18 protein-coding genes and 1 riboswitch are annotated in these 17,380 nt (G+C 65.8%); of the genes, 9 read left to right on the top strand and 9 right to left on the bottom strand.

What is annotated here, in order from left to right:
- The 9 genes from ACVRRC_RS03855 to ACVRRC_RS03895 all read left to right on the top strand — a co-directional run bounded on the left by ACVRRC_RS03855 (position 1) and on the right by ACVRRC_RS03895 (position 8,518).
- Positions 1 to 300 (top strand): malonate decarboxylase subunit delta, encoded by a 300-nt coding sequence (locus tag ACVRRC_RS03855; RefSeq protein ID WP_003281886.1) that lies wholly within the window; start codon positions 1 to 3, stop codon positions 298 to 300.
- A complete protein-coding gene (locus ACVRRC_RS03860; protein WP_011915119.1) occupies positions 293 to 1,159 on the top strand; it encodes a biotin-independent malonate decarboxylase subunit beta in 867 nt (288 codons plus the stop codon). Before ACVRRC_RS03855 ends, ACVRRC_RS03860 begins: the two co-directional genes overlap by 8 nt.
- Positions 1,156 to 1,941: a biotin-independent malonate decarboxylase subunit gamma gene (mdcE, locus tag ACVRRC_RS03865; protein WP_011915118.1), complete on the top strand. Its 786-nt coding sequence runs from the start codon at positions 1,156 to 1,158 to the stop codon at positions 1,939 to 1,941. The genes ACVRRC_RS03860 and mdcE overlap by 4 nt, the downstream gene beginning before the upstream one ends.
- A 72-nt stretch (positions 1,942 to 2,013) precedes the next feature.
- On the top strand, positions 2,014 to 2,631 hold the full coding sequence (locus ACVRRC_RS03870; protein ID WP_472996647.1) for a malonate decarboxylase holo-ACP synthase: 618 nt from the start codon (positions 2,014 to 2,016) through the stop codon (positions 2,629 to 2,631).
- Entirely contained in the window at positions 2,628 to 3,554 is a 927-nt protein-coding gene (gene mdcH / locus ACVRRC_RS03875) for a malonate decarboxylase subunit epsilon (RefSeq protein WP_472996648.1), read from the top strand. The genes ACVRRC_RS03870 and mdcH overlap by 4 nt, the downstream gene beginning before the upstream one ends.
- Before the next feature lie 112 nt (positions 3,555 to 3,666).
- The gene (gene madL / locus ACVRRC_RS03880; RefSeq protein WP_472996649.1) at positions 3,667 to 4,098 is read left to right on the top strand and encodes a malonate transporter subunit MadL; all 432 of its coding nucleotides are present in this window, start codon (positions 3,667 to 3,669) and stop codon (positions 4,096 to 4,098) included.
- A 5-nt stretch (positions 4,099 to 4,103) separates the two neighbouring features.
- Positions 4,104 to 4,868: a malonate transporter subunit MadM gene (gene madM / locus ACVRRC_RS03885; protein ID WP_020308811.1), complete on the top strand. Its 765-nt coding sequence runs from the start codon at positions 4,104 to 4,106 to the stop codon at positions 4,866 to 4,868.
- An 80-nt stretch (positions 4,869 to 4,948) separates the two neighbouring features.
- Entirely contained in the window at positions 4,949 to 6,871 is a 1,923-nt protein-coding gene (locus ACVRRC_RS03890) for a methyl-accepting chemotaxis protein (RefSeq protein ID WP_125885914.1), read from the top strand.
- A gap of 140 nt (positions 6,872 to 7,011) precedes the next feature.
- A riboswitch (glycine riboswitch) is annotated at positions 7,012 to 7,100 on the top strand.
- Between the two features lie 158 nt (positions 7,101 to 7,258).
- Entirely contained in the window at positions 7,259 to 8,518 is a 1,260-nt protein-coding gene (locus ACVRRC_RS03895) for a D-amino acid dehydrogenase (protein WP_265661981.1), read from the top strand.
- 116 nt (positions 8,519 to 8,634) lie between these two features.
- Here the strand turns inward: ACVRRC_RS03895 and ACVRRC_RS03900 are convergent, their stop codons facing one another.
- From ACVRRC_RS03900 to ACVRRC_RS03940, 9 genes are all read right to left on the bottom strand, one after another.
- Complete coding sequence (locus ACVRRC_RS03900) at positions 8,635 to 9,582, bottom strand: LysR family transcriptional regulator (protein ID WP_011915111.1); 948 nt, start codon at positions 9,580 to 9,582, stop codon at positions 8,635 to 8,637.
- A gap of 80 nt (positions 9,583 to 9,662) precedes the next feature.
- Positions 9,663 to 9,869 (bottom strand): hypothetical protein, encoded by a 207-nt coding sequence (locus tag ACVRRC_RS03905; RefSeq protein ID WP_013984451.1) that lies wholly within the window; start codon positions 9,867 to 9,869, stop codon positions 9,663 to 9,665.
- Positions 9,870 to 10,054: 185 nt separating this feature from the next.
- On the bottom strand, positions 10,055 to 10,957 hold the full coding sequence (locus ACVRRC_RS03910; protein WP_472996650.1) for a D-hexose-6-phosphate mutarotase: 903 nt from the start codon (positions 10,955 to 10,957) through the stop codon (positions 10,055 to 10,057).
- 100 nt (positions 10,958 to 11,057) lie between these two features.
- Positions 11,058 to 11,747 (bottom strand): ABC transporter permease, encoded by a 690-nt coding sequence (locus ACVRRC_RS03915; RefSeq protein ID WP_011915108.1) that lies wholly within the window; start codon positions 11,745 to 11,747, stop codon positions 11,058 to 11,060.
- Positions 11,744 to 12,439 carry an ABC transporter permease gene (locus tag ACVRRC_RS03920; RefSeq protein ID WP_011915107.1) on the bottom strand — a complete coding sequence of 232 codons (696 nt, stop codon included), beginning with the start codon at positions 12,437 to 12,439 and terminating at the stop codon, positions 11,744 to 11,746. Before ACVRRC_RS03920 ends, ACVRRC_RS03915 begins: the two co-directional genes overlap by 4 nt.
- A gap of 64 nt (positions 12,440 to 12,503) precedes the next feature.
- Positions 12,504 to 13,259 carry an ABC transporter substrate-binding protein gene (locus tag ACVRRC_RS03925; RefSeq protein WP_011915106.1) on the bottom strand — a complete coding sequence of 252 codons (756 nt, stop codon included), beginning with the start codon at positions 13,257 to 13,259 and terminating at the stop codon, positions 12,504 to 12,506.
- A gap of 14 nt (positions 13,260 to 13,273) precedes the next feature.
- Positions 13,274 to 14,047: an ABC transporter ATP-binding protein gene (locus ACVRRC_RS03930; RefSeq protein WP_003281313.1), complete on the bottom strand. Its 774-nt coding sequence runs from the start codon at positions 14,045 to 14,047 to the stop codon at positions 13,274 to 13,276.
- Between the two features lie 239 nt (positions 14,048 to 14,286).
- Positions 14,287 to 16,341, bottom strand: coding sequence for a BCCT family transporter (locus ACVRRC_RS03935; protein WP_125849409.1), 2,055 nt, complete (start codon positions 16,339 to 16,341; stop codon positions 14,287 to 14,289).
- Between the two features lie 154 nt (positions 16,342 to 16,495).
- Complete coding sequence (locus ACVRRC_RS03940) at positions 16,496 to 17,239, bottom strand: substrate-binding periplasmic protein (RefSeq protein ID WP_192475503.1); 744 nt, start codon at positions 17,237 to 17,239, stop codon at positions 16,496 to 16,498.
- Positions 17,240 to 17,380 lie beyond the last annotated feature (141 nt).

The following is a 17,380-nucleotide window of genomic DNA, read 5'->3' on the forward strand; positions in this document are numbered from 1 at the left end:
ATGGAAACCCTGTCTTTCGAATTCGCCGCCGGGCAACCCGCCCGCGGCAAGGCCCTGGTCGGCGTGGTCGGCTCGGGCGATCTGGAAGTGCTGCTGGAACCCGGCCAGGCCGGCAAGCTGGCGATCCAGGTAGTCACCTCGGTCAATGGTGCCGAGCAACGCTGGAAGAGCCTGTTCGAGCGGATGTTCCGCGAGCAGACGCCACCGGCATTGAACATCGATATTCACGATTTTGGGGCCACGCCCGGCGTAGTGCGTCTGCGCCTGGAGCAGGGACTGGAGGAGGTCGGCCATGACTGATGTGTCCGCTAACACCGTGGCCCGTTTACTCGCGTCGCGCAGCTTCGTCGAGCTCGGTGCCCGCCAGCGTGCCCGCGCACTGCTGGACGAGGGCAGCTTCCGCGAACTGCTCGATCCGTTCGATCGCGTCATCTCGCCCTGGCTGCCGAAGCAGGGCATCGTCACCCAGGCCGACGACGGCGTGGTGGTCGCCAAGGGCACCATTGACGGCCAGCCGGCGGTGATCGCCGCCATCGAAGGCGCCTTCCAGGGCGGCAGCATGGGCGAAGTCGGCGGCGCGAAGATCGCCGGCGCACTGGAACTGGCTGCCGAAGACAACCGCAACGGCATCCCGACCCGGGCCGTGCTCCTGCTGGAAACCGGCGGCGTGCGTCTGCAGGAGGCCAACCTGGGCCTGGCCGCCATCGCCGAGATCCAGGCGGCCATCGTCGAGCTGCGCGACTACCAGCCGGTGATCGGCGTGGTCGCCGGTTCCGTCGGCTGCTTCGGCGGCATGTCCATCGCCGCCGGGCTGTGCAGCTACCTGGTCGTCACCCGTGAAGCCCGCGTCGGCCTCAATGGCCCGCAGGTGATCGAGCAGGAAGCCGGGCTCGACGAGTACGACTCGCGCGACCGGCCCTTCATCTGGAGCCTGACCGGCGGCGAGCAACGCTATGCCTCGGGTCTGGTGGACGCCTACGTGGCGGACGACACCGACGCCATCCGCGCGCAACTGCACGAACTGTTCGCCCTCGGCAAACCGCTGCAGCCGCGCAGCCGCCGCCACGCCTGGTACCTCCAGCGCCTGGCCGACGTCGACACCCGCACGCAGCTCGATGCCGCCGCCGTGCGTGCCCTCTACGAAGGAGATGCCCAATGAGCCGTGGACTGAACTGGTTGCAAGCCCTGGCCGGCGGCCAGGCACTGGCGGGCTATCCGGCCTCGGTGAAGGTGGTCGACGGCACGCTCGGTGAGCGCGCCGCCCGCTATATCGCCGTGGTGCCGGACGCCGAGAATCCCTTTCCGCGCGCGCGCAATGGCGAGGTCGGTCTGCTCGAAGGCTGGGCTCTGGGCCAGGCGCTGGACGAGGTGATCGCGGCCGATCGCGACAAGGCGGACAAGCGTGTGGTGGTCGCCGTGGTCGACGTGCCGAGCCAGGCCTATGGCCGCCGCGAAGAAGCCCTCGGCATTCATCAAGCCCTTGCCGGCGCGGTGGACGGCTATGCCCGCGCACGGCTGGCCGGGCACCCGGTGATCGCGCTGCTGGTGGGCAAGGCCATGTCCGGCGCCTTTCTCGCTCATGGCTATCAGGCCCAGCGGATCATCGCCCTGCGCGATCCGGGCGTGATGGTGCATGCCATGGGCAAGGCCGCCGCGGCGCGCATCACCCTGCGCAGCGTCGAGGAGCTGGAAGCCCTGGCCGAATCGGTGCCGCCGATGGCCTACGACATCGACAACTACGCGACCCTCGGCCTGCTCTGGGAAACCCTCGCCGTGGACAGCATCGAGCAGCCCTCGGCGGATGATCTGGCGCGTGTGCGCGACTGTCTCGCCAAGGCCGTCGCGGACATCGGCGGCAGCAGCGATCTGCGCGGCCGTCTCGGCGCGCCGAATCGCGAGGCGTCGTCGCGGGTGCGCGAGCTGTTGCGCGCGCAGTGGTAACGAACACCTGAGCGGCGTATTCGCCGAACCCGTATCAGCGACTCGACAACAACAATCACGAGGAGGCTGTAGATGCACGACACACCTCGCCCCCACGACCTGCTCTGGGGTATGCGTCCCGAGCAGTTGCCGGCCGATGCCCCGGCCTGGGCGGTGGCCGTGCTCGCCGCCGGCCAGCCGGTGGTGGTGCGTCGTGCCGTCGTCGCGCCAGGGCAGGTGGCGGTCGGCCTGCGTGGGGCCACGCGAGACCAGCGTCTGGCCGCGCTGATGCCGATCGCCGCGATCAGCCATCGGCTGACACCGGAGCAGCTGCTCGATCGTCGCGCCAGCGAAGACCTGCCGGTGTTCCGCGTGCTGGCTGGCCTGCGTCCGCTGCTCGATGCCCTCGGCCATGCCTGGGGTGTCACCGGCTCGGCCGGCTTCCAGCTCGCCACCGGCTTGTCGGCGGCGCATCCGGACAGCGATCTGGACCTGCTGCTCAGGGCCGAACAGCCGCTGCCGCGCAGCGAGGCGCGCCCGCTGCTGCAGCTGCTCGAAGGCCGCGCCTGCCGGGTCGACCTGCAACTGGAAACCCCGCTGGGCGGTGTGGCGCTCGGCGAATGGGCCGGTGGCGCCGCACGGGTGCTGGTCAAGACCGCCGAAGGACCGCGTCTGGTGAGCAATCCCTGGGCTGCGGAGCGGGCCGCATGAGCAGCCTGTTCGCCTTTCCCGGTCAGGGCGCGCAGAAGCCCGGCATGTTGCAACGGCTGCCCGAGGCGCCGGAAGTCGCCGCGACCCTGGCCGAGGCCAGTGCCGTGCTCGGCGAGGATGCGCTGCTGCTCGATTCGGCCGAGGCGCTGCAATCGACCCGCGCGGTGCAGCTCTGCCTGCTGATCGCCGGGGTCGCCGGGGCGCGGCTGCTGATGCGCAATGGCCAGCGGCCGGACTACGTCGCCGGGCTGTCCATCGGTGCCTATGCCGCGGCGGTTGTCGCCGAGTCGCTGACGTTCGCCGACGCCCTGCGCCTGGTCGCCCTGCGCGGCGAGCTGATGCAGCAGGCCTATCCCGAGGGCTACGGCATGACTGCCATCCTCGGCCTGGCGCTGGGTACGGTCGAGTCGCTGCTGGCCGAAGCCGAGGGCCCGGTCTACCTGGGCAACATCAACGCCGACAACCAGATCGTCATCGCCGGCAGCGATGCCGCCATGGCCACGGTCGCGGCGCGGGCCAAGGTGCTGGGCGCCTCCTGCACGCGGCGCCTGGCGATGAGCGTGCCCTCGCATTGCGCGCTGCTCGAGCAGCCGGCACGGCGGCTGGCGGATGCCTTCACCGAGGTGGAGGTGCGCGCCCCGCGGATTCGCTACCTCAGCGGCTCCTCGGCGCGTCCGCTGTTCGACGCAGAGCGCCTGCGCGACGACCTGGCCTTCAACATGTGCCGCGTCGTCGACTGGCACGGCACCCTGCGCACCGCCTACGAGCGCGGGGTGCGGCTGCACATCGAACTGCCGCCAGGCCAGGTGCTGACCGGGCTGGCACGGCGGGTTTTCGAACAGGGTACGCTGGTTGCCTTCGACGGCGCCCGGCTGGACACACTGGACGCCTTGCTGCGTCAGGAGGGCAGCCAGAGCCGATAGACCGCGTGCAGCACCCGGGTGAGCCTTCGCCCAGATCGATGGATAACAACAACGACCTCGACAACACGCGCGTGGCCCTCTGCAGCCAGCGCAACCAAAAAGGACAAAAACAATGATCATCTTTGGTGTGGCCTTCCTGGCCTTGTGTACCCTCACCGGCATCTTCGTCGGCGAGTTGCTCGGCAAGCTCCTCGGCGTGCCGGCCAACGTCGGCGGCGTGGGTATCGCCATGGTGCTGCTGATCCTCATCGGCAGCTACCTGAAGAAACGCGGCCTGTTCAATCCGGAGTCCGAGCAGGGCATCAAGTTCTGGAGCGCCGTGTACATCCCGATCGTGGTCGCCATGGCCGCGCAGCAGAACGTCTACGGCGCCCTGGCTGGCGGCCCGATGGCGATCCTCGCTGGCGTCGCCGCGGTTGCGCTGGCCTTCGCCCTGGTGCCGGTACTGGACCGGATCGGCCGAAAAAAGCTTGAGGCCGCCCCGTCCGATCCGAGCGATCCGGTGGATCAAGCCAAGCCGCTCACCAGCATCGCACGGGGGTAACGGCCATGTACGAATCGCTCATGAAAGTGATCACCGGCTATGGCCTGATCAGCGGCTTCGCCATCATCGGCGCGACCATGTGGATCTCCTACTGGCTGTCGGACAAGCTCACCAAGGGCCGTCTGCATGGCTCGGCGGTGGCGATCCTGATCGGCCTCCTGCTGTCGTACATCGGCGGCGTGGTCACCGGCGGGCAGAAAGGCCTGGTGGATATCGCCCTGTTCTCCGGCATCGGCCTGCTCGGCGGCGCCATGCTGCGTGATTTCGCCATTGTCGCCACCGGTTTCGGCGTCAGCGTGGAAGAGCTCAAGCGGGCCGGGATGGTCGGTGTGCTCGCGCTGTTCATCGGCGTGCTCGCCTCGTTCGTGGCAGGCGTGGCGGTGGCCATGGCGTTCGGCTACACCGATGCGGTCAGCCTGACCACCATCGGCACGGGCGCTGTGACCTATATCGTCGGCCCGGTCACCGGCGCAGCGATCGGCGCCAGCTCGGAAGTGATGGCGCTGTCGATCGCGGCGGGGCTGGTCAAGGCGATCGTGGTGATGGTCGCCACGCCCTTCGTCGCGCCTTACATCGGGCTGAACAACCCGCGCTCGGCGGTGATCTTCGGCGGCCTGATCGGCACTTCCAGCGGCGTGGCCGGCGGCCTGGCGGCCACCGATCCGAAGCTGGTGCCCTACGGCTGCCTGACCGCGGCGTTCTACACCGCACTGGGCTGCCTGCTCGGGCCATCACTGCTGTTCTTCGTCATGCGCGGGCTGCTCGGCTGAGCCGTTCCCGTCGTCACTTACCGTCATCCGCAACGCGCCCCCATCGGGGCGCGCTTGCGTTCATCAAGGAAGGTCGAAAGATGAACACTCTCAAGGTCAGCCACAAACTGGCCCTCGGCTTCGCCGCCGTTCTGGCGCTGACCCTGGCCGTCGCCCTGATCGGCAGCTACGGCATGGATGCGCTGATCTCCCGCAGCGACAGGGCGCAGAGCGCGGCCCGCCTGCTGGATGAGGCCAACCGGATCCGCTATGCGCAGGTCAGTTTCGAAACCCGCGGCGATCCGCTGCATGTCGAAGCGGTGGAGCAGTCGGTCGCGCGCATCGTCGAACTGGTGCAGCAGCAGAAGGGGGAATTCAGCGATCCACAGGATCTGCAGCGCCTGCAGGCGATCGCCGCCGATGTGCAGCATTACCGCCAGCGCTTCCTCGATCTGGCGGCGCTCTGGGAGCGCAAGGTGAAGACCCGCAGCAGCTGGGTCGAAGCCGGCAACACGTCGGATGCGCTGATCGCCGCGCTGGAGGCACGCTGGGCCGGCACACCGGACGCACCGGTGCTGCACGAGGATACTCGTAGCGCAGCCATCGGCCTGCAGGCCGGTGAAGTCTCCAAGCACAACCGCATGGTGCGCTTCATGGTGCGCGGCTATCTGATGACCGAGACCGAGCAGTCGCTGCAGCAATTGCAGCAACAGTTCAGCACGCTGCAGGCGGCGGTCGACAGGCTCGATGCCCAGCTGGCCGGCACACCCGGCGTGGACCTGCAGCCGTTGCGTGACTCGGTGGCGACCTACATCAGCCAGTTCGGCCAGCTGCCGCCCATCGTCGCCGCTCAGGTGCAGGCGCGTCAGGAGATGCAGGAAATCTTCGACAGCATCTACCGCAACACCAATGAAATCGTGCAGTCGCAGACCGAACGACGCAGCGCCGAAGCCGGCGAGAAGAAGGCCCTGCTGCTTGCCATCACGCTGCTGGCGATAGCCCTCGGGCTGGTCATCAGCTGGCTGATCGTGCGTCAGCTGACGCAACCGCTGGCCCAGGCGGTACGCATTGCCGAGCGCATCGGCGCAGGCGATATGACCGAGCAGCCGCGGCAGCCGCGCAGCGACGAGTTCGGTCAGCTGCTCGATGCGCTGGAGCGCACCCGCGGCAGCCTGCGCGACCTGATCGGCCGGATCAGCGCCATCACCGGCCAGCTGGCCAGTGCGGCGCAAGAACTGTCCACGGTGACCGAGCAGACCAGCGCCGGTATCCAGAGCCAGCGCCTGGAGACTGATCAGGTGGCCACTGCCATGCACGAGATGGCAGCGACCGTGCAGGAGGTGGCGCGCAACGCCGACGAGGCCTCCAGTGCCGCCCAGCACGCCGACCGCCAGGCGGCTCAGGGCGACATCGTGGTGCAGCGGGCGTTGGCGCAGATCGACCGGCTGTCCTCCCAGGTGGGCCTGTCTGCCGAAGCCATGGCCCAGCTGAACCGCGAGACCGCAGGGATCAGCACGGTGCTCACGGTGATCAATGGCATTGCCGAACAGACCAACCTGCTGGCACTGAACGCGGCCATCGAGGCGGCCCGTGCTGGTGATGCCGGGCGCGGTTTCGCCGTGGTCGCCGACGAGGTGCGCAGCCTGGCGCAGCGTACCCAGCAGTCCACGGCGCAGATCGAGGAGCTGATCGGCAACCTGCAGAAGGGTGCGCTGCATGCCTCGTCGCTGATGGACAGCAGCCGCGGGCTGGCCGACGAGACGGTCAGCCTGGCGCGGGATGTCGGCGAGGAGCTGCAGGCCATCACCCGCACCATCTCCACCATTCAGGCGATGAACCTGCAGATCGCTACCGCGTCGGAGGAGCAGAGTTCGGTGGCCGAGGACATCAACCGCAGCGTGCTCAGCGTGCGCGATGTGGCTGACCAGTCGGCCGCCGCTGCCCAGCAGACCGCGGCCTCGACCGTGCAGCTGGCCCGTCTGGGCGGCGAGCTGCAGGCCCTGGCGGCGCGCTTCCGGGTCTGAGGGCGCGGCGCGACCGCTCGGCATTCTCGTCGCGAGCGGACTGGCGGCCGGCATTCGGGGGGTTACAGCGGCGCTTTTTTCTGGCAGGGTGTCACCTGCGATGCGCGACCATTTGCCACAGCTGGCCAGTGGCGCGCATCGATGTGCTAGCGGGAGAGACTGCCGTCAGGGCAGCGCCGAAGGAGCAACCGCCCCGGAAACTCTCAGGCAAAAGGACCGCTACCACCGCTGAAACTCTGAAGAGCCGCCCGGTTTTCGTCGCCGGGCGCACCGAAGGAGCAAGCGAGCCGTCATGCGCTCGTGAATCTCTCAGGTCCAGAACAGAGGGGGCGCCCGCCGCGCGTTGGGCGCACGGGCTATGACCCCTCGACGTTCTGGAGCGCAACAATGAAAACAATCGCAGTCATCGGTGGCGGCATCACCGGCGTCACCACCGCCTATGCCCTGGCCAAGCGCGGCTTCTCGGTCACCCTGCTGGAAAAGCACCGCTACGCGGCCATGGAGACCTCGTTCGCCAATGGCGGCCAGCTGTCGGCGTCCAATGCCGAGGTCTGGAACCACTGGTCGACGATCGTCAAGGGCCTCAAGTGGATGCTCAAGAGCGACGCGCCGCTGCTGGTCAACCCCAAGCCCAGCTGGCACAAGCTCTCCTGGTTCGCCGAGTTCATCGGCTCGATCCCCAACTACCGCAAGAACACCGTCGAGACCGCTCGGCTGGCCATTGCCGCGCGCGAGCATCTGTTCGCCTGGGCCGAAGCCGAAGGCATCGACTTCGACCTGAAGAAGAAAGGCATTCTGCACATCTACCGCGACAAGGCCGGCTTCGATCATGCCGCTGAGGTTTCGCGCCTGCTCGCCGAAGGCGGCCTGCCGCGGCGCAGCGTGACGCCCGAGGAGATGCGCGCCATCGAGCCAACCCTGGCTGGTAGCTACTACGGCGGCTACTACACCGAATGCGACTCCACCGGTGATATCCACAAGTTCACCCACGGCCTGGCCACCGCCATCGAGCGGCTTGGCGTGCGCTGCCGCTACGGTGCCGACGTGAAGTCGGTGGCCAGCGACGGCAAGCGTGCCAGCGTGATCCTCACTGGCGTTGGCGGTGACGAGCGGCTGGAGTTCGACGGCCTGGTGGTTTGCGCCGGCACCGCCAGCCGTGCATTGGCAGCCCAGCTCGGCGACCGGGTGAACATCTACCCGGTCAAGGGCTACTCGATCACCGTCAACCTGACCGACGAGGTCAGCCGCGCCTCGGCTCCGACCGTCAGCCTGCTGGACGACGAAACCAAGCTGGTCAGCAGCCGCCTTGGCGACGACCGCTTCCGCGTCGCCGGAACCGCAGAGTTCAACGGCTACAACCGTGACATCCGCGCCGATCGCATTCGCCCGCTGGTGGAGTGGGTCAACCAGTGCTTCCCCGGCGTCAACACCCGCAGCGTGGTGCCCTGGGCCGGTCTGCGCCCGATGATGCCGAACATGATGCCCAAGGTTGGCCGCGGCAGCTCGCCCTGCGTGTTCTACAACACCGGCCACGGGCACCTGGGCTGGACGCTGAGCGCGATCACCGCGGACATGGTTGGTGACGTGGTAGCGCAAAGCCTGGGCCGGCCGGCTCCGGTGGCATCCGGGCAGACAGCCGTCGCCTAATGTGGCGGTCGCAGGGGTGGAAGGCGGTGAAGCGTCTTCCGCCGTTGCGCGCTGATCATGCCGATCCGGCTGGCCATATGCCAACGCGTGGAAAACCGCTGCGCGGGTCTTCCACCCTACGTCGTTTCAGGCTTGGCATCCTCGTTCTGCTCCAGCGCGCGCCGGGCATACATCCGGCATTCGGCGAGCAGCGCCAGCAGGTTCGGGTCGCGCTCCTTGGCCTTTAGAAACACCACGCCGATGTGCTGCTGCAGGTGATAGCGCGCCTGCAGCGGTATCAATCGCACCCGCGATTCGTAGACCATGCCCACCCGCCCCGGCAGCAGCGCGTAACCGACCCCGGAATTGACCATGCTGAGCAGCGTGAAGATGTCGTTCACCTGCATCGCCACCTTCGGCTCGAAACCCGCTAGCTGGAACACTCGGTTGCCGTCCTGATGGGTGGCGAAGCCTTGGGACAGGGTGATGAAAGTGGCGTCACGCAGATCGCTGAGATCCACTTCGCTCTGGTTGGCGAACGGCGAGTCGGCTGGCGCGGCGAGGAAAATGTCGTCGGAAAACAGCTGCACCTGGGCACAGTCCGGGTCGGCGACGCTCTCGTTGAGCGACACCAGAATGGCGTCCAGCTCCATGTTCTTCAGCTTGTAGAGCAGGTCGACGTTGGAGCCCAGGATCAGGTCGATGTTGAGCTCGCTGCGGCGCAGCTTCAGGCCCATGATCAGCTGCGGCACGGTCTTCACCGTCAGCGAATAGAGCGCACCGAGCTTGAACCGCTCGGCCGAGAAACCGGCCGCCTCGCGGGTACGCCGCACCGTCTCGAGCACGTCCTTGACCAGCTGTTGGGCACGCTCTTCGAGTACATAGGCACTTTCCAGCGGAATCAGGTTGCGCCCCTCGTGCTTGAACAGGGGGCATCGCAACGCGCTTTCAAGCGAGTGGATGGCGCGATGCACGCTGACGTTGCTGGTGTTCAGCTCGACCGCGGCCTTGCCCAGATTGCCGCTGCGCATGAAGGCCAGAAACACTTCCAGCTTCTTCAGGGTCAGCTCTTCGTCGATCTGCATGGCCGTTGCTCCGCGGTCGGGCAGACGATTATGCCGAACTCGTACTCAGGCGGGGCGCGAAAGCGGAGCAGTGCAGGCGATCAGGGCAGGGCGAGTTCTTCGTCTTCCGGAATCTCGTCCGTGACGTACACGCGTGCGTGTTCGCTCTGGGCGTCCTCGATACGCAAGCCGAAATAGGTTTCGTCATTGGCATCCCAGAACGCCTCGACCTGCTCAAGCGAGGCCTGCTCCAGCAGGACCTGCCCGGAGTGTTCGAGGATGATGGAATAGCGGCGATTGGCGGGCATGTGAGTGACTCTGATCATCGAAAGGCTGCAGGCGCAGCTGTGATGTCATTTTGTCACTTCAGCGGGCTTAATCCTCGTCCGTTCATCGGCCGCCAGCGTTTGGCTGCCGAACGGTTACCCCGCACATCCGCTCGCGGAGTCAGCTCCTAGACAGCTGGTACTGCATGACTAAGCGACTATTCAGCTCAGCGCGCGGGGATTGCGGTGACGGATACGCCCAACAGGTGCTGCTGGCCCCGCTGCAAGACCACGGCGTCGTCCAGCACGTTGGCTGTCTCGATGCAGGCCATGCGCTGCCAGGCGTCGTCGGCGAAGCTGGACAGGCGCTTGGCCTTGTCGATCCAGGGGTTCCACAGCACCGCTGATCGCGAGCCGCGGGTGGTCAGCTGGATGCTGCGTTTCCATGCCGGGTCGACGAGTTTCAACGTTGTCGGGAGCTGCAAGTAGATGCGGTCGGTTTCGCCGTTGAACGCCAGGTCGCCGTCCTGCTGCTGGCGCTGCTGCCAATCCAGCAGCGTATCGATGTAGGGGCAGCCGGCCAGGCCTTCGACGCGGACCTGATGGATGTCGCTGACGGCGAAGTAGCTGTGCAGGGCCTGGCTGATGGTGACTGCCTCCGTCCCGACGTTGCGGCTGCTGAGGCTGAGCTCCAGCTCGTCGGCCAGGCGGATCTGCAGTGTCAGTTCGACCCGGTGCGGCCAGCCCGGCAGTGCGCCGAGCGCCTGCGGGCAGTGGAACTCGAGAATCGCCGTATCGCCTTCGCCGCGTTGCTCCCGCAATTGCCAGGGCAGGGCGCGCACCAGGCCGTGGAAGGGCGCGGGTTGCTCGCCGTGGTAGCTCGCCTGGACCTCTTGTGGGTTGCGCGCCAGATCGCCGAACCATGGCCAGCACACGGGTACGCCACCGCGTACCGATTGGCCCTGTTCGAAGGCGGCCTCCTCGCTGAGCCAGATGATCGGCGGCGCATCGCCCTGGCGATAGCTGAGGATCTGCGCGCCCTGTTCGGCGATCAGCAGTTCGTCCTCACCGCGGCGTACTCGCCAGCAGGCGAGCTGGTTCATTTCGATGCGTTGGATATCGACAGGCATGGGGAATCTCGTAAGGGTTCGGGATCTGCGTCTGACCGCAAAGTGAAGGCGGGATTCAGAAAGGGTCACTGCCTCCTTGCGCAAGGAGGCAGTGCGGGAATCAGCGTCCCTGGCAGGCGTCGACCCGCAGCCAGCGCTCCAGCAGTTTGAAGCCCTGCATCAGCACGAAGGCGATCAGCAGATAGATCAGGCCGGCGGTGAGGAACATTTCCTCATGCAGGTAGGTGCGGGCGGCGATCTTGCGCGCCATGCCGGTCAGTTCCAGCAGGGTGATGGTGCTGGCCAGCGCGCTGGCCTTGAGCATCAGGATCACCTCGTTGCTGTAGGCCGGCAGGCCGATGCGCGTAGCGCGCGGCAGGATGATGTGCAGCAGTGCCTGGCTGCGCGACATGCCCAGCGCACGGGCGGCTTCGACTTCGCCATGGGGCACGTTCTGGATCGCGCCGCGGATGATCTCGGCGATGTAGGCCGCGGTGTGCAGGGTCATGGTGATGATCGCGCACCAGTAGGGGTCACGCAGGTACGGCCAGAGCGCGCTTTGGCGCACGATGTCGAACTGCGCCATGCCGTAGTACACGAGAAACAGCTGGACCAGCAATGGCGTGCCGCGGAAGAAGAAGATGTAGCCGTAAGGCAATGCCCGCACCGCCAGGTGCCGGGAAGAACGGGCAATGCCCAGCGGTACGGCGAGGATCAGTCCGGTGATGACCGACACGCCGACCAGTTGCAGGGTCAGCCAGGCGCCGTCGATGAAGCTCGGCAGCCATTTGATGAAGATTTCCCAGGTCATGCTGCGCTCCGCACGAAGCCGCGGCCGGCACGTTTTTCGAGGAAGTGCATGCCGATCATGGCAACGATGGTCAGGCACAGGTAAATGAAGGCCGCCACCAGGAAGAAGGTGAAGGGTTCCTTGCTGGCGGTCACCGCGATCTGCGAGCGGCGCATGATCTCCTCTAGGCCGATCACCGAGACCAGCGCGGTGTCCTTCATCAGGATCATGAACAGGTTGCCGAGGCCCGGCAGGGCCAGGCGCCACATCTGCGGCAGGATCAGCCGCAGGAAGATACGGCGCTTGCCCAGGCCCAGTGCCAGGCCGGCTTCACGATGGCCCTTGGGAATGGCCAGCAGTGCACCGCGGAAGACCTCGGTGGCATAGGCGCCGAAACACAGGCCGAGGGCGATGGTGCCGGCGGCAAACGGGCTCAGGGCCAGGTTGGCGATGCCGAACAGTTCGCCAAGGCCGCGAATCAGGTTGATGGTGCCGAAATAGATCAGCAGCACCCAGAGCAATTCGGGTACGCCGCGCACGATGGTCGAGTAGGTGCCGCCGATCCAGCGCAGGGCGCTGTAAGGCGACGTCTTGGCCAACGCGCCGAGCAGGCCGAGCACCAGCCCCAGCGCCAGGGAGGCGAGGGCCAGTTGGATGGTCATCCAGGTGCCGGCGAGCAGGGCCGGACCGAATCCGTGAAGGTCAGGAATCATAGAAGCTCAAACACCGAAGCCCGGTCGGCCAGCAGGCTGGCGACCGGGCTTCGGCTCGGTTGGATCAGTAAATGCTGAACGGGAAGTACTTGTCGTTGATCTGCTTGTAGGTGCCGTCAGCGATGATCTCCGCCAGTGCCTTGTTCAGCCGCTCGCGCAGTTCATCGTTGCCCTTGCGCACGGCGATGGCGATCTTGTCGTCATCGAACACCGGCTCGCCCTTGAACTCGAAGTTCTTGCCGGCATCGCTCTTGAGCCATTCCCACTGCACGAACGTGTCGGCCAGGATGCCGTCGACGCGACCGGAGGCCAGGTCCAGATAGGCATTTTCCTGGGTGTCGTAGAGCTTGATGTCGACGACGCGATCCAGGTTGTCTTCCAGCCAGGTGCCGGCGATGGTCGCGCGCTGCGCACCGATCACTTTGCCTTTCAGGTAGCTCTCGTCGGTCTTGAAGTCGACGTTCTTCGGCGCCACGAACTGCAGCTTGTTGGTGTAGTAGTGGTCGGTGAAGTCGACGGCGTTCTTGCGCTCTTCGGTGACCGACATGGAGGCGGCGAGGAAGTCGAACTTGCCGGCGTTCAGCGCCGGAATGATGCCGTCCCAATCAGAGGTAACCACCTCGCACTCGACCTTCATCTTGGCGCACAGCGCGTGGGAGATATCCAGGTCAAAGCCGACCACCTTGCCGCTGGCGTCGATCAGGTTGAAGGGTGGGTAGGCGCCTTCGGTACCAATCCGTAGTTTTTCCGCCGCGAATGCCTGGGTGCCGATGATCAGCGAGGCAGCAGCGGTCAGCAGGATCTTCTTATAGCTCTTCATGCGGTGTTGCTCCATTAGCGATGGCTGGACATGAATTGTTTACAGCGCGCCGATTGAGGATTGTCAAATACCTGCTCGGGCGTTCCCTGCTCCTCGACCAGACCCTGGTGGAGGAACACCACTTCGCTGGATACCTGCTTGGCGAAATTCATTTCGTGGGTGACGAGCAGCATAGTCCGGCCTTCCTCGGCGAGCGACCGGATCACCGCAAGCACTTCTTGTACCATTTCCGGGTCCAGCGCCGAGGTGGGCTCGTCAAACAGGATCACCTTGGGCTGCATCGCCAGCGTGCGGGCGATCGCCGCGCGCTGCTGCTGGCCACCGGAAAGCTGATTGGGGTAGACGTGGCGCTTGTCGGCGATGCCGACCTTGGCCAGCAGGGCTTCGGCCACCTCGGTGGCTTCGGCCTTGCTCTGGCCCAGCACGCGGCGCGGCGCCTCGATGATGTTGTCGAGGATGGTCATGTGCGGCCAGAGGTTGAAGTTCTGGAACACGAAGCCCAGCTCGCTGCGAATCCGGTTGAGCTGCTTGCCGTCGGCGGCGACCAGGTCTCCCTGCTTGTCGCGCTTGAGCTTGAGCTGCTCGCCGGCGACCAGGATCTCGCCCTCGTGAGGGTTTTCCAGAAGGTTGATGCAGCGCAGAAAGGTGGACTTGCCGGAGCCTGAAGAGCCGAGGATGGAAATCACATCGCCGTCACGGGCGGTCAGCGAGATGCCTTTGAGAACTTCCAGATCGCCGTAGCGCTTGTGCAGGTTGCGGATTTCCAGTGCAGGGATGGCCTCGGCCATGAAGGGTCCTCTTTCAGACCGGCGATGGCCGCCAGGGTCCGGATATTCTGTTGGTGCGCTCCGCGCGAACTGCTCGCCATCCTGGCGAGGCGCAAACCTAGCATGCACCGCGGCATGCGCCAAGCGCCGATAAAGCGAGGCGCACGGGCTGTGGGCATCGAAAAGCTGCCATCTGTCGCCAACCACCGTTTTCGCTGGCGGCTTCGTATCGTCTGCGCCGGGCCGCCGTCGACCGGCCCCTACTGCGGCGCGACCTTCGGTGGCTCCGATTCGTTACCAAGCATTTCGTCGTGTTCGTCCATCTTCCACGGCAGGCTGCCGGGCGAGATATGCAGGAAGTGCAGGTACTTCTCGAACTGGTCGAGGATGTCGCTGATGATCTCTGCCTGGTCATAGCCATAAATGTCATAGGACTGCCCGCCACGGCGCAGGAACACCTCGGCGCGGTAGTAGTGCTCGTCGCCGTCCGGGCTTTGTGGCTGGGCGAAAGCCGGCATGGCGTAGCTGATCAGGCGGATCTCGTAGACGAAGTCGAGCTGGTCGTCCTTGATCACCTCCAGATACAGGCGCGAATTGGCTTCGTCTACCTGGACCTCGGCCGGCCAGCCCTGCTCGGTCAGACCACGCTGCACGCGGCGCATGCCCTTGAGCACGGTACTGGCCATGAAACCTTCCACCTCCTCGCGGCTGGGAAAGGTGACTAGCCCGGCCAGGCGCTTCTTCCACACGCCCGGGCCGGCTGCTGCGCTCTGCCGGTTGGCGGTCTGCACGTGGGTCTGCAGGCTCAGCTGATGTCCCTCGATCACCAGCGCTCGCCACATGCCCAACGCGATCAGCATCATCAGGATGCAGAACGGCAGGCCGGCAGCGATGGCCATGGTCTGCAGTGCGCTGAGGCCTCCGGCGAGCAGCAGCACGGAGGCCACCACGCCTTCGATCGTCGCCCAGAACACGCGCTGCCAGGTCGGCGTATGGATGGCGCCGCCGGCGGCGATGGAGTCGATTACCAGCGAGCCGGAGTCCGAGGAGGTGACAAAGAAGGTCACGATCAGCAGCACCGCGAGGATCGAGGTCAATGTGGTCCAGGGCAATAGCTCGAACAGCTTGAACAGCGCCACCGCGTGGTCGGCCTGCACATCCTGGATCAGCGTGTTGTACCCCTCGACCATGATCAGGTGCAGGGCCGTGTCGCCGAACACCGAGAACCAGAAGAAGGTGAACATGGTCGGCACGATCATCACGCCGAAGACAAACTGGCGGATGGTCCGACCACGGCTGATCTTGGCGATGAACAAGCCGACGAAGGGCGACCAGGAGATGGTCCAGCCGAAGATGAACAGCGTCCAGTTGCCGATCCAGTCGCTGCGGCTGTAGGCCTGCAGGTTGAAGGTGCGCTCGACGATGTTGTTCAGGTAGCTGCCGGTGTTCTGCAGGAAGGTCTCCAGGATGAAGATGGTCGGGCCGACTGCGAGCACGAACAGCATCAGCACCGTGGCCAGCACGATGTTGAGCAGCGACAGGTTCTTCACCCCCTTGTCGAGCCCGGCGACCACCGAGGCGATGGCCATGCAGGTGATGATGGCGATGGTGATCACCTGCACCGTGATGTCCACCGGTACGTCCCACAGATAGTTCAGGCCGGCGTTGATCTGGGTGACCGACAGGCCGAGCGTGGTGGCGATGCCGAACAGCGTGCCGAGGATTACCAGCACGTCGACGAAATGGCCGATCGGCCCGTAAATGCGTTCGCCGATCAGCGGATACAGCGCCGAGCGCAGCGACAGCGGCAGACCATGGCGGAAGGCGAAATAGGCCAGCGCCAGCCCGACGATGCCGAAGATGCCCCAGATGTGAAAGCCCCAGTGGAAGAAGGCGATCTGCATGGCCTGCTTGGCGGCATCCACCGTCTCCGGCGCGCCGGCCGGTGGCGTCGAATAATGCAGCACCGGCTCGGCGACACCGAAGAACAGCAGGGCGATGCCGTAGCCGGCGGAGAACAGCATGGCGAACCAGGCAGGGAAACTGTACTGCGGCTCGGAGTGGTCCGGCCCGAGCTTGATGTTGCCCCATTTGGTCAGGGCGATGCCGACGATGAACACCAGGAAGAACGCCACCGACAGCATGTAGAACCAGCCGAAGGTGCGGGTGATGTACGCCAGCACCGAATCGAACAGCGCCCCGGCCAGTTCCGGATTGCTTGCCGTGCCGATCACCAGCAGCAGCGTGATCACCACCGCGGGGATGAACACGGGAAACAGAATGATGGCCTTGGGCAATTTCCTAGCGGCGTCCATGGGCGGTCAGCCTCCGTTTGAGCGGGTGATGAGCGGGATGTACGCGGCGAAACCTCCGGATTGCCCGAACGCTGCCTTCTGGGTAGACGGCCCGAAGCGCCGAATGATTCAGCGAAAAGATGCGATGGAAGGTCGATCGGGGCGGCCGTGGCCGCTAGAAGGCAGGCTGCAGCCCGTGTCGGCGCAGGATGCGCGCGATGCTGCCATCGGCGATCAGTGCCTCCAGGGCATCGTCGAAACGCTGGAAGCGTGTCTCGCTCACCGCCACGCGGGAAAGCCCGATGGCGTAGGAAACGCTTTGCAGCTCACCCGCTTCGTGGATATCCACCAGCCGCTCCTGCTCGATCAGGTGCCAGGCCACATCCTGGTTGACCACCGCCACGCCCTGCGCGCCAAAGCGTCCGGCCTGCAGCATGCGCATCAGGCGGCGGTTGTCCGACTCCAGAATCATCTGCACGTCGTCCACCTGGGCAAGATGTTCACTCAATACGAACGAGGTACCGGATGGGCCGTACACCGCAACGGTGCGGCCAGCCAGGTCTTGTGCGCGATGAAACACGAAGCCGCTGGCGCCGCGTGCATACACGCCGTAGCGCGAGGTCGCCAACATGCGGGTGAGGTGGAAGGCGCGTTCGCGTTCCGGCGAGCGGATCACGGTGAAAATGCCGTCCACCTCACCCGCCTCGGCCAGGGCCAGCGCGCGGCGCCAGGGCAGCAGCTGGATCGGGCAGTCGATACCCATCCGCGCGCAGACGGCTTCGACGATCTCGACAAAGGGCCCGGCGGCCCTGTCGTCGTCAGTCTTATGCGTGGCTGCGTAGGTGAATGGCGGGAAGTCTTCGGTGACGAAGCGCAGCTGTTCGGCATGGCTGTCGCCGACTGCCAGGGCTAGCGCCATCCAGAGTGCAATTCGGCGTATGGCCATGGTCGAGGTTCCCGGCGCGGCGACAGCAGCAGGTGCGCTCCGTCCGTGAGCGTCAGGCTAGCGCGTCGGGCGCCACAGCGCGACCCCCGGTGACGGTGTCGCGGATCGAGCGGC

This window comes from Stutzerimonas sp. LR2 (genome assembly GCF_055755175.1).

Coding starts and splice junctions, on each gene's coding strand:
- ACVRRC_RS03920 (WP_011915107.1), bottom strand. CDS start 12,439: ATGATTCCTGACCTTCACGGATTCGGTCCGGCCCTGCTCGCCGGCACC.
- ACVRRC_RS03940 (WP_192475503.1), bottom strand. CDS start 17,239: ATGGCGCTAGCCCTGGCAGTCGGCGACAGCCATGCCGAACAGCTGCGC.
- ACVRRC_RS03930 (WP_003281313.1), bottom strand. CDS start 14,047: ATGGCCGAGGCCATCCCTGCACTGGAAATCCGCAACCTGCACAAGCGC.
- ACVRRC_RS03870 (WP_472996647.1), top strand. CDS start 2,014: ATGCACGACACACCTCGCCCCCACGACCTGCTCTGGGGTATGCGTCCC.
- ACVRRC_RS03910 (WP_472996650.1), bottom strand. CDS start 10,957: ATGCCTGTCGATATCCAACGCATCGAAATGAACCAGCTCGCCTGCTGG.
- mdcH (WP_472996648.1), top strand. CDS start 2,628: ATGAGCAGCCTGTTCGCCTTTCCCGGTCAGGGCGCGCAGAAGCCCGGC.
- ACVRRC_RS03935 (WP_125849409.1), bottom strand. CDS start 16,341: ATGGACGCCGCTAGGAAATTGCCCAAGGCCATCATTCTGTTTCCCGTG.
- madM (WP_020308811.1), top strand. CDS start 4,104: ATGTACGAATCGCTCATGAAAGTGATCACCGGCTATGGCCTGATCAGC.
- ACVRRC_RS03860 (WP_011915119.1), top strand. CDS start 293: ATGACTGATGTGTCCGCTAACACCGTGGCCCGTTTACTCGCGTCGCGC.
- ACVRRC_RS03890 (WP_125885914.1), top strand. CDS start 4,949: ATGAACACTCTCAAGGTCAGCCACAAACTGGCCCTCGGCTTCGCCGCC.
- ACVRRC_RS03895 (WP_265661981.1), top strand. CDS start 7,259: ATGAAAACAATCGCAGTCATCGGTGGCGGCATCACCGGCGTCACCACC.
- ACVRRC_RS03900 (WP_011915111.1), bottom strand. CDS start 9,582: ATGCAGATCGACGAAGAGCTGACCCTGAAGAAGCTGGAAGTGTTTCTG.
- ACVRRC_RS03925 (WP_011915106.1), bottom strand. CDS start 13,259: ATGAAGAGCTATAAGAAGATCCTGCTGACCGCTGCTGCCTCGCTGATC.
- ACVRRC_RS03855 (WP_003281886.1), top strand. CDS start 1: ATGGAAACCCTGTCTTTCGAATTCGCCGCCGGGCAACCCGCCCGCGGC.
- mdcE (WP_011915118.1), top strand. CDS start 1,156: ATGAGCCGTGGACTGAACTGGTTGCAAGCCCTGGCCGGCGGCCAGGCA.
- ACVRRC_RS03915 (WP_011915108.1), bottom strand. CDS start 11,747: ATGACCTGGGAAATCTTCATCAAATGGCTGCCGAGCTTCATCGACGGC.
- madL (WP_472996649.1), top strand. CDS start 3,667: ATGATCATCTTTGGTGTGGCCTTCCTGGCCTTGTGTACCCTCACCGGC.
- ACVRRC_RS03905 (WP_013984451.1), bottom strand. CDS start 9,869: ATGCCCGCCAATCGCCGCTATTCCATCATCCTCGAACACTCCGGGCAG.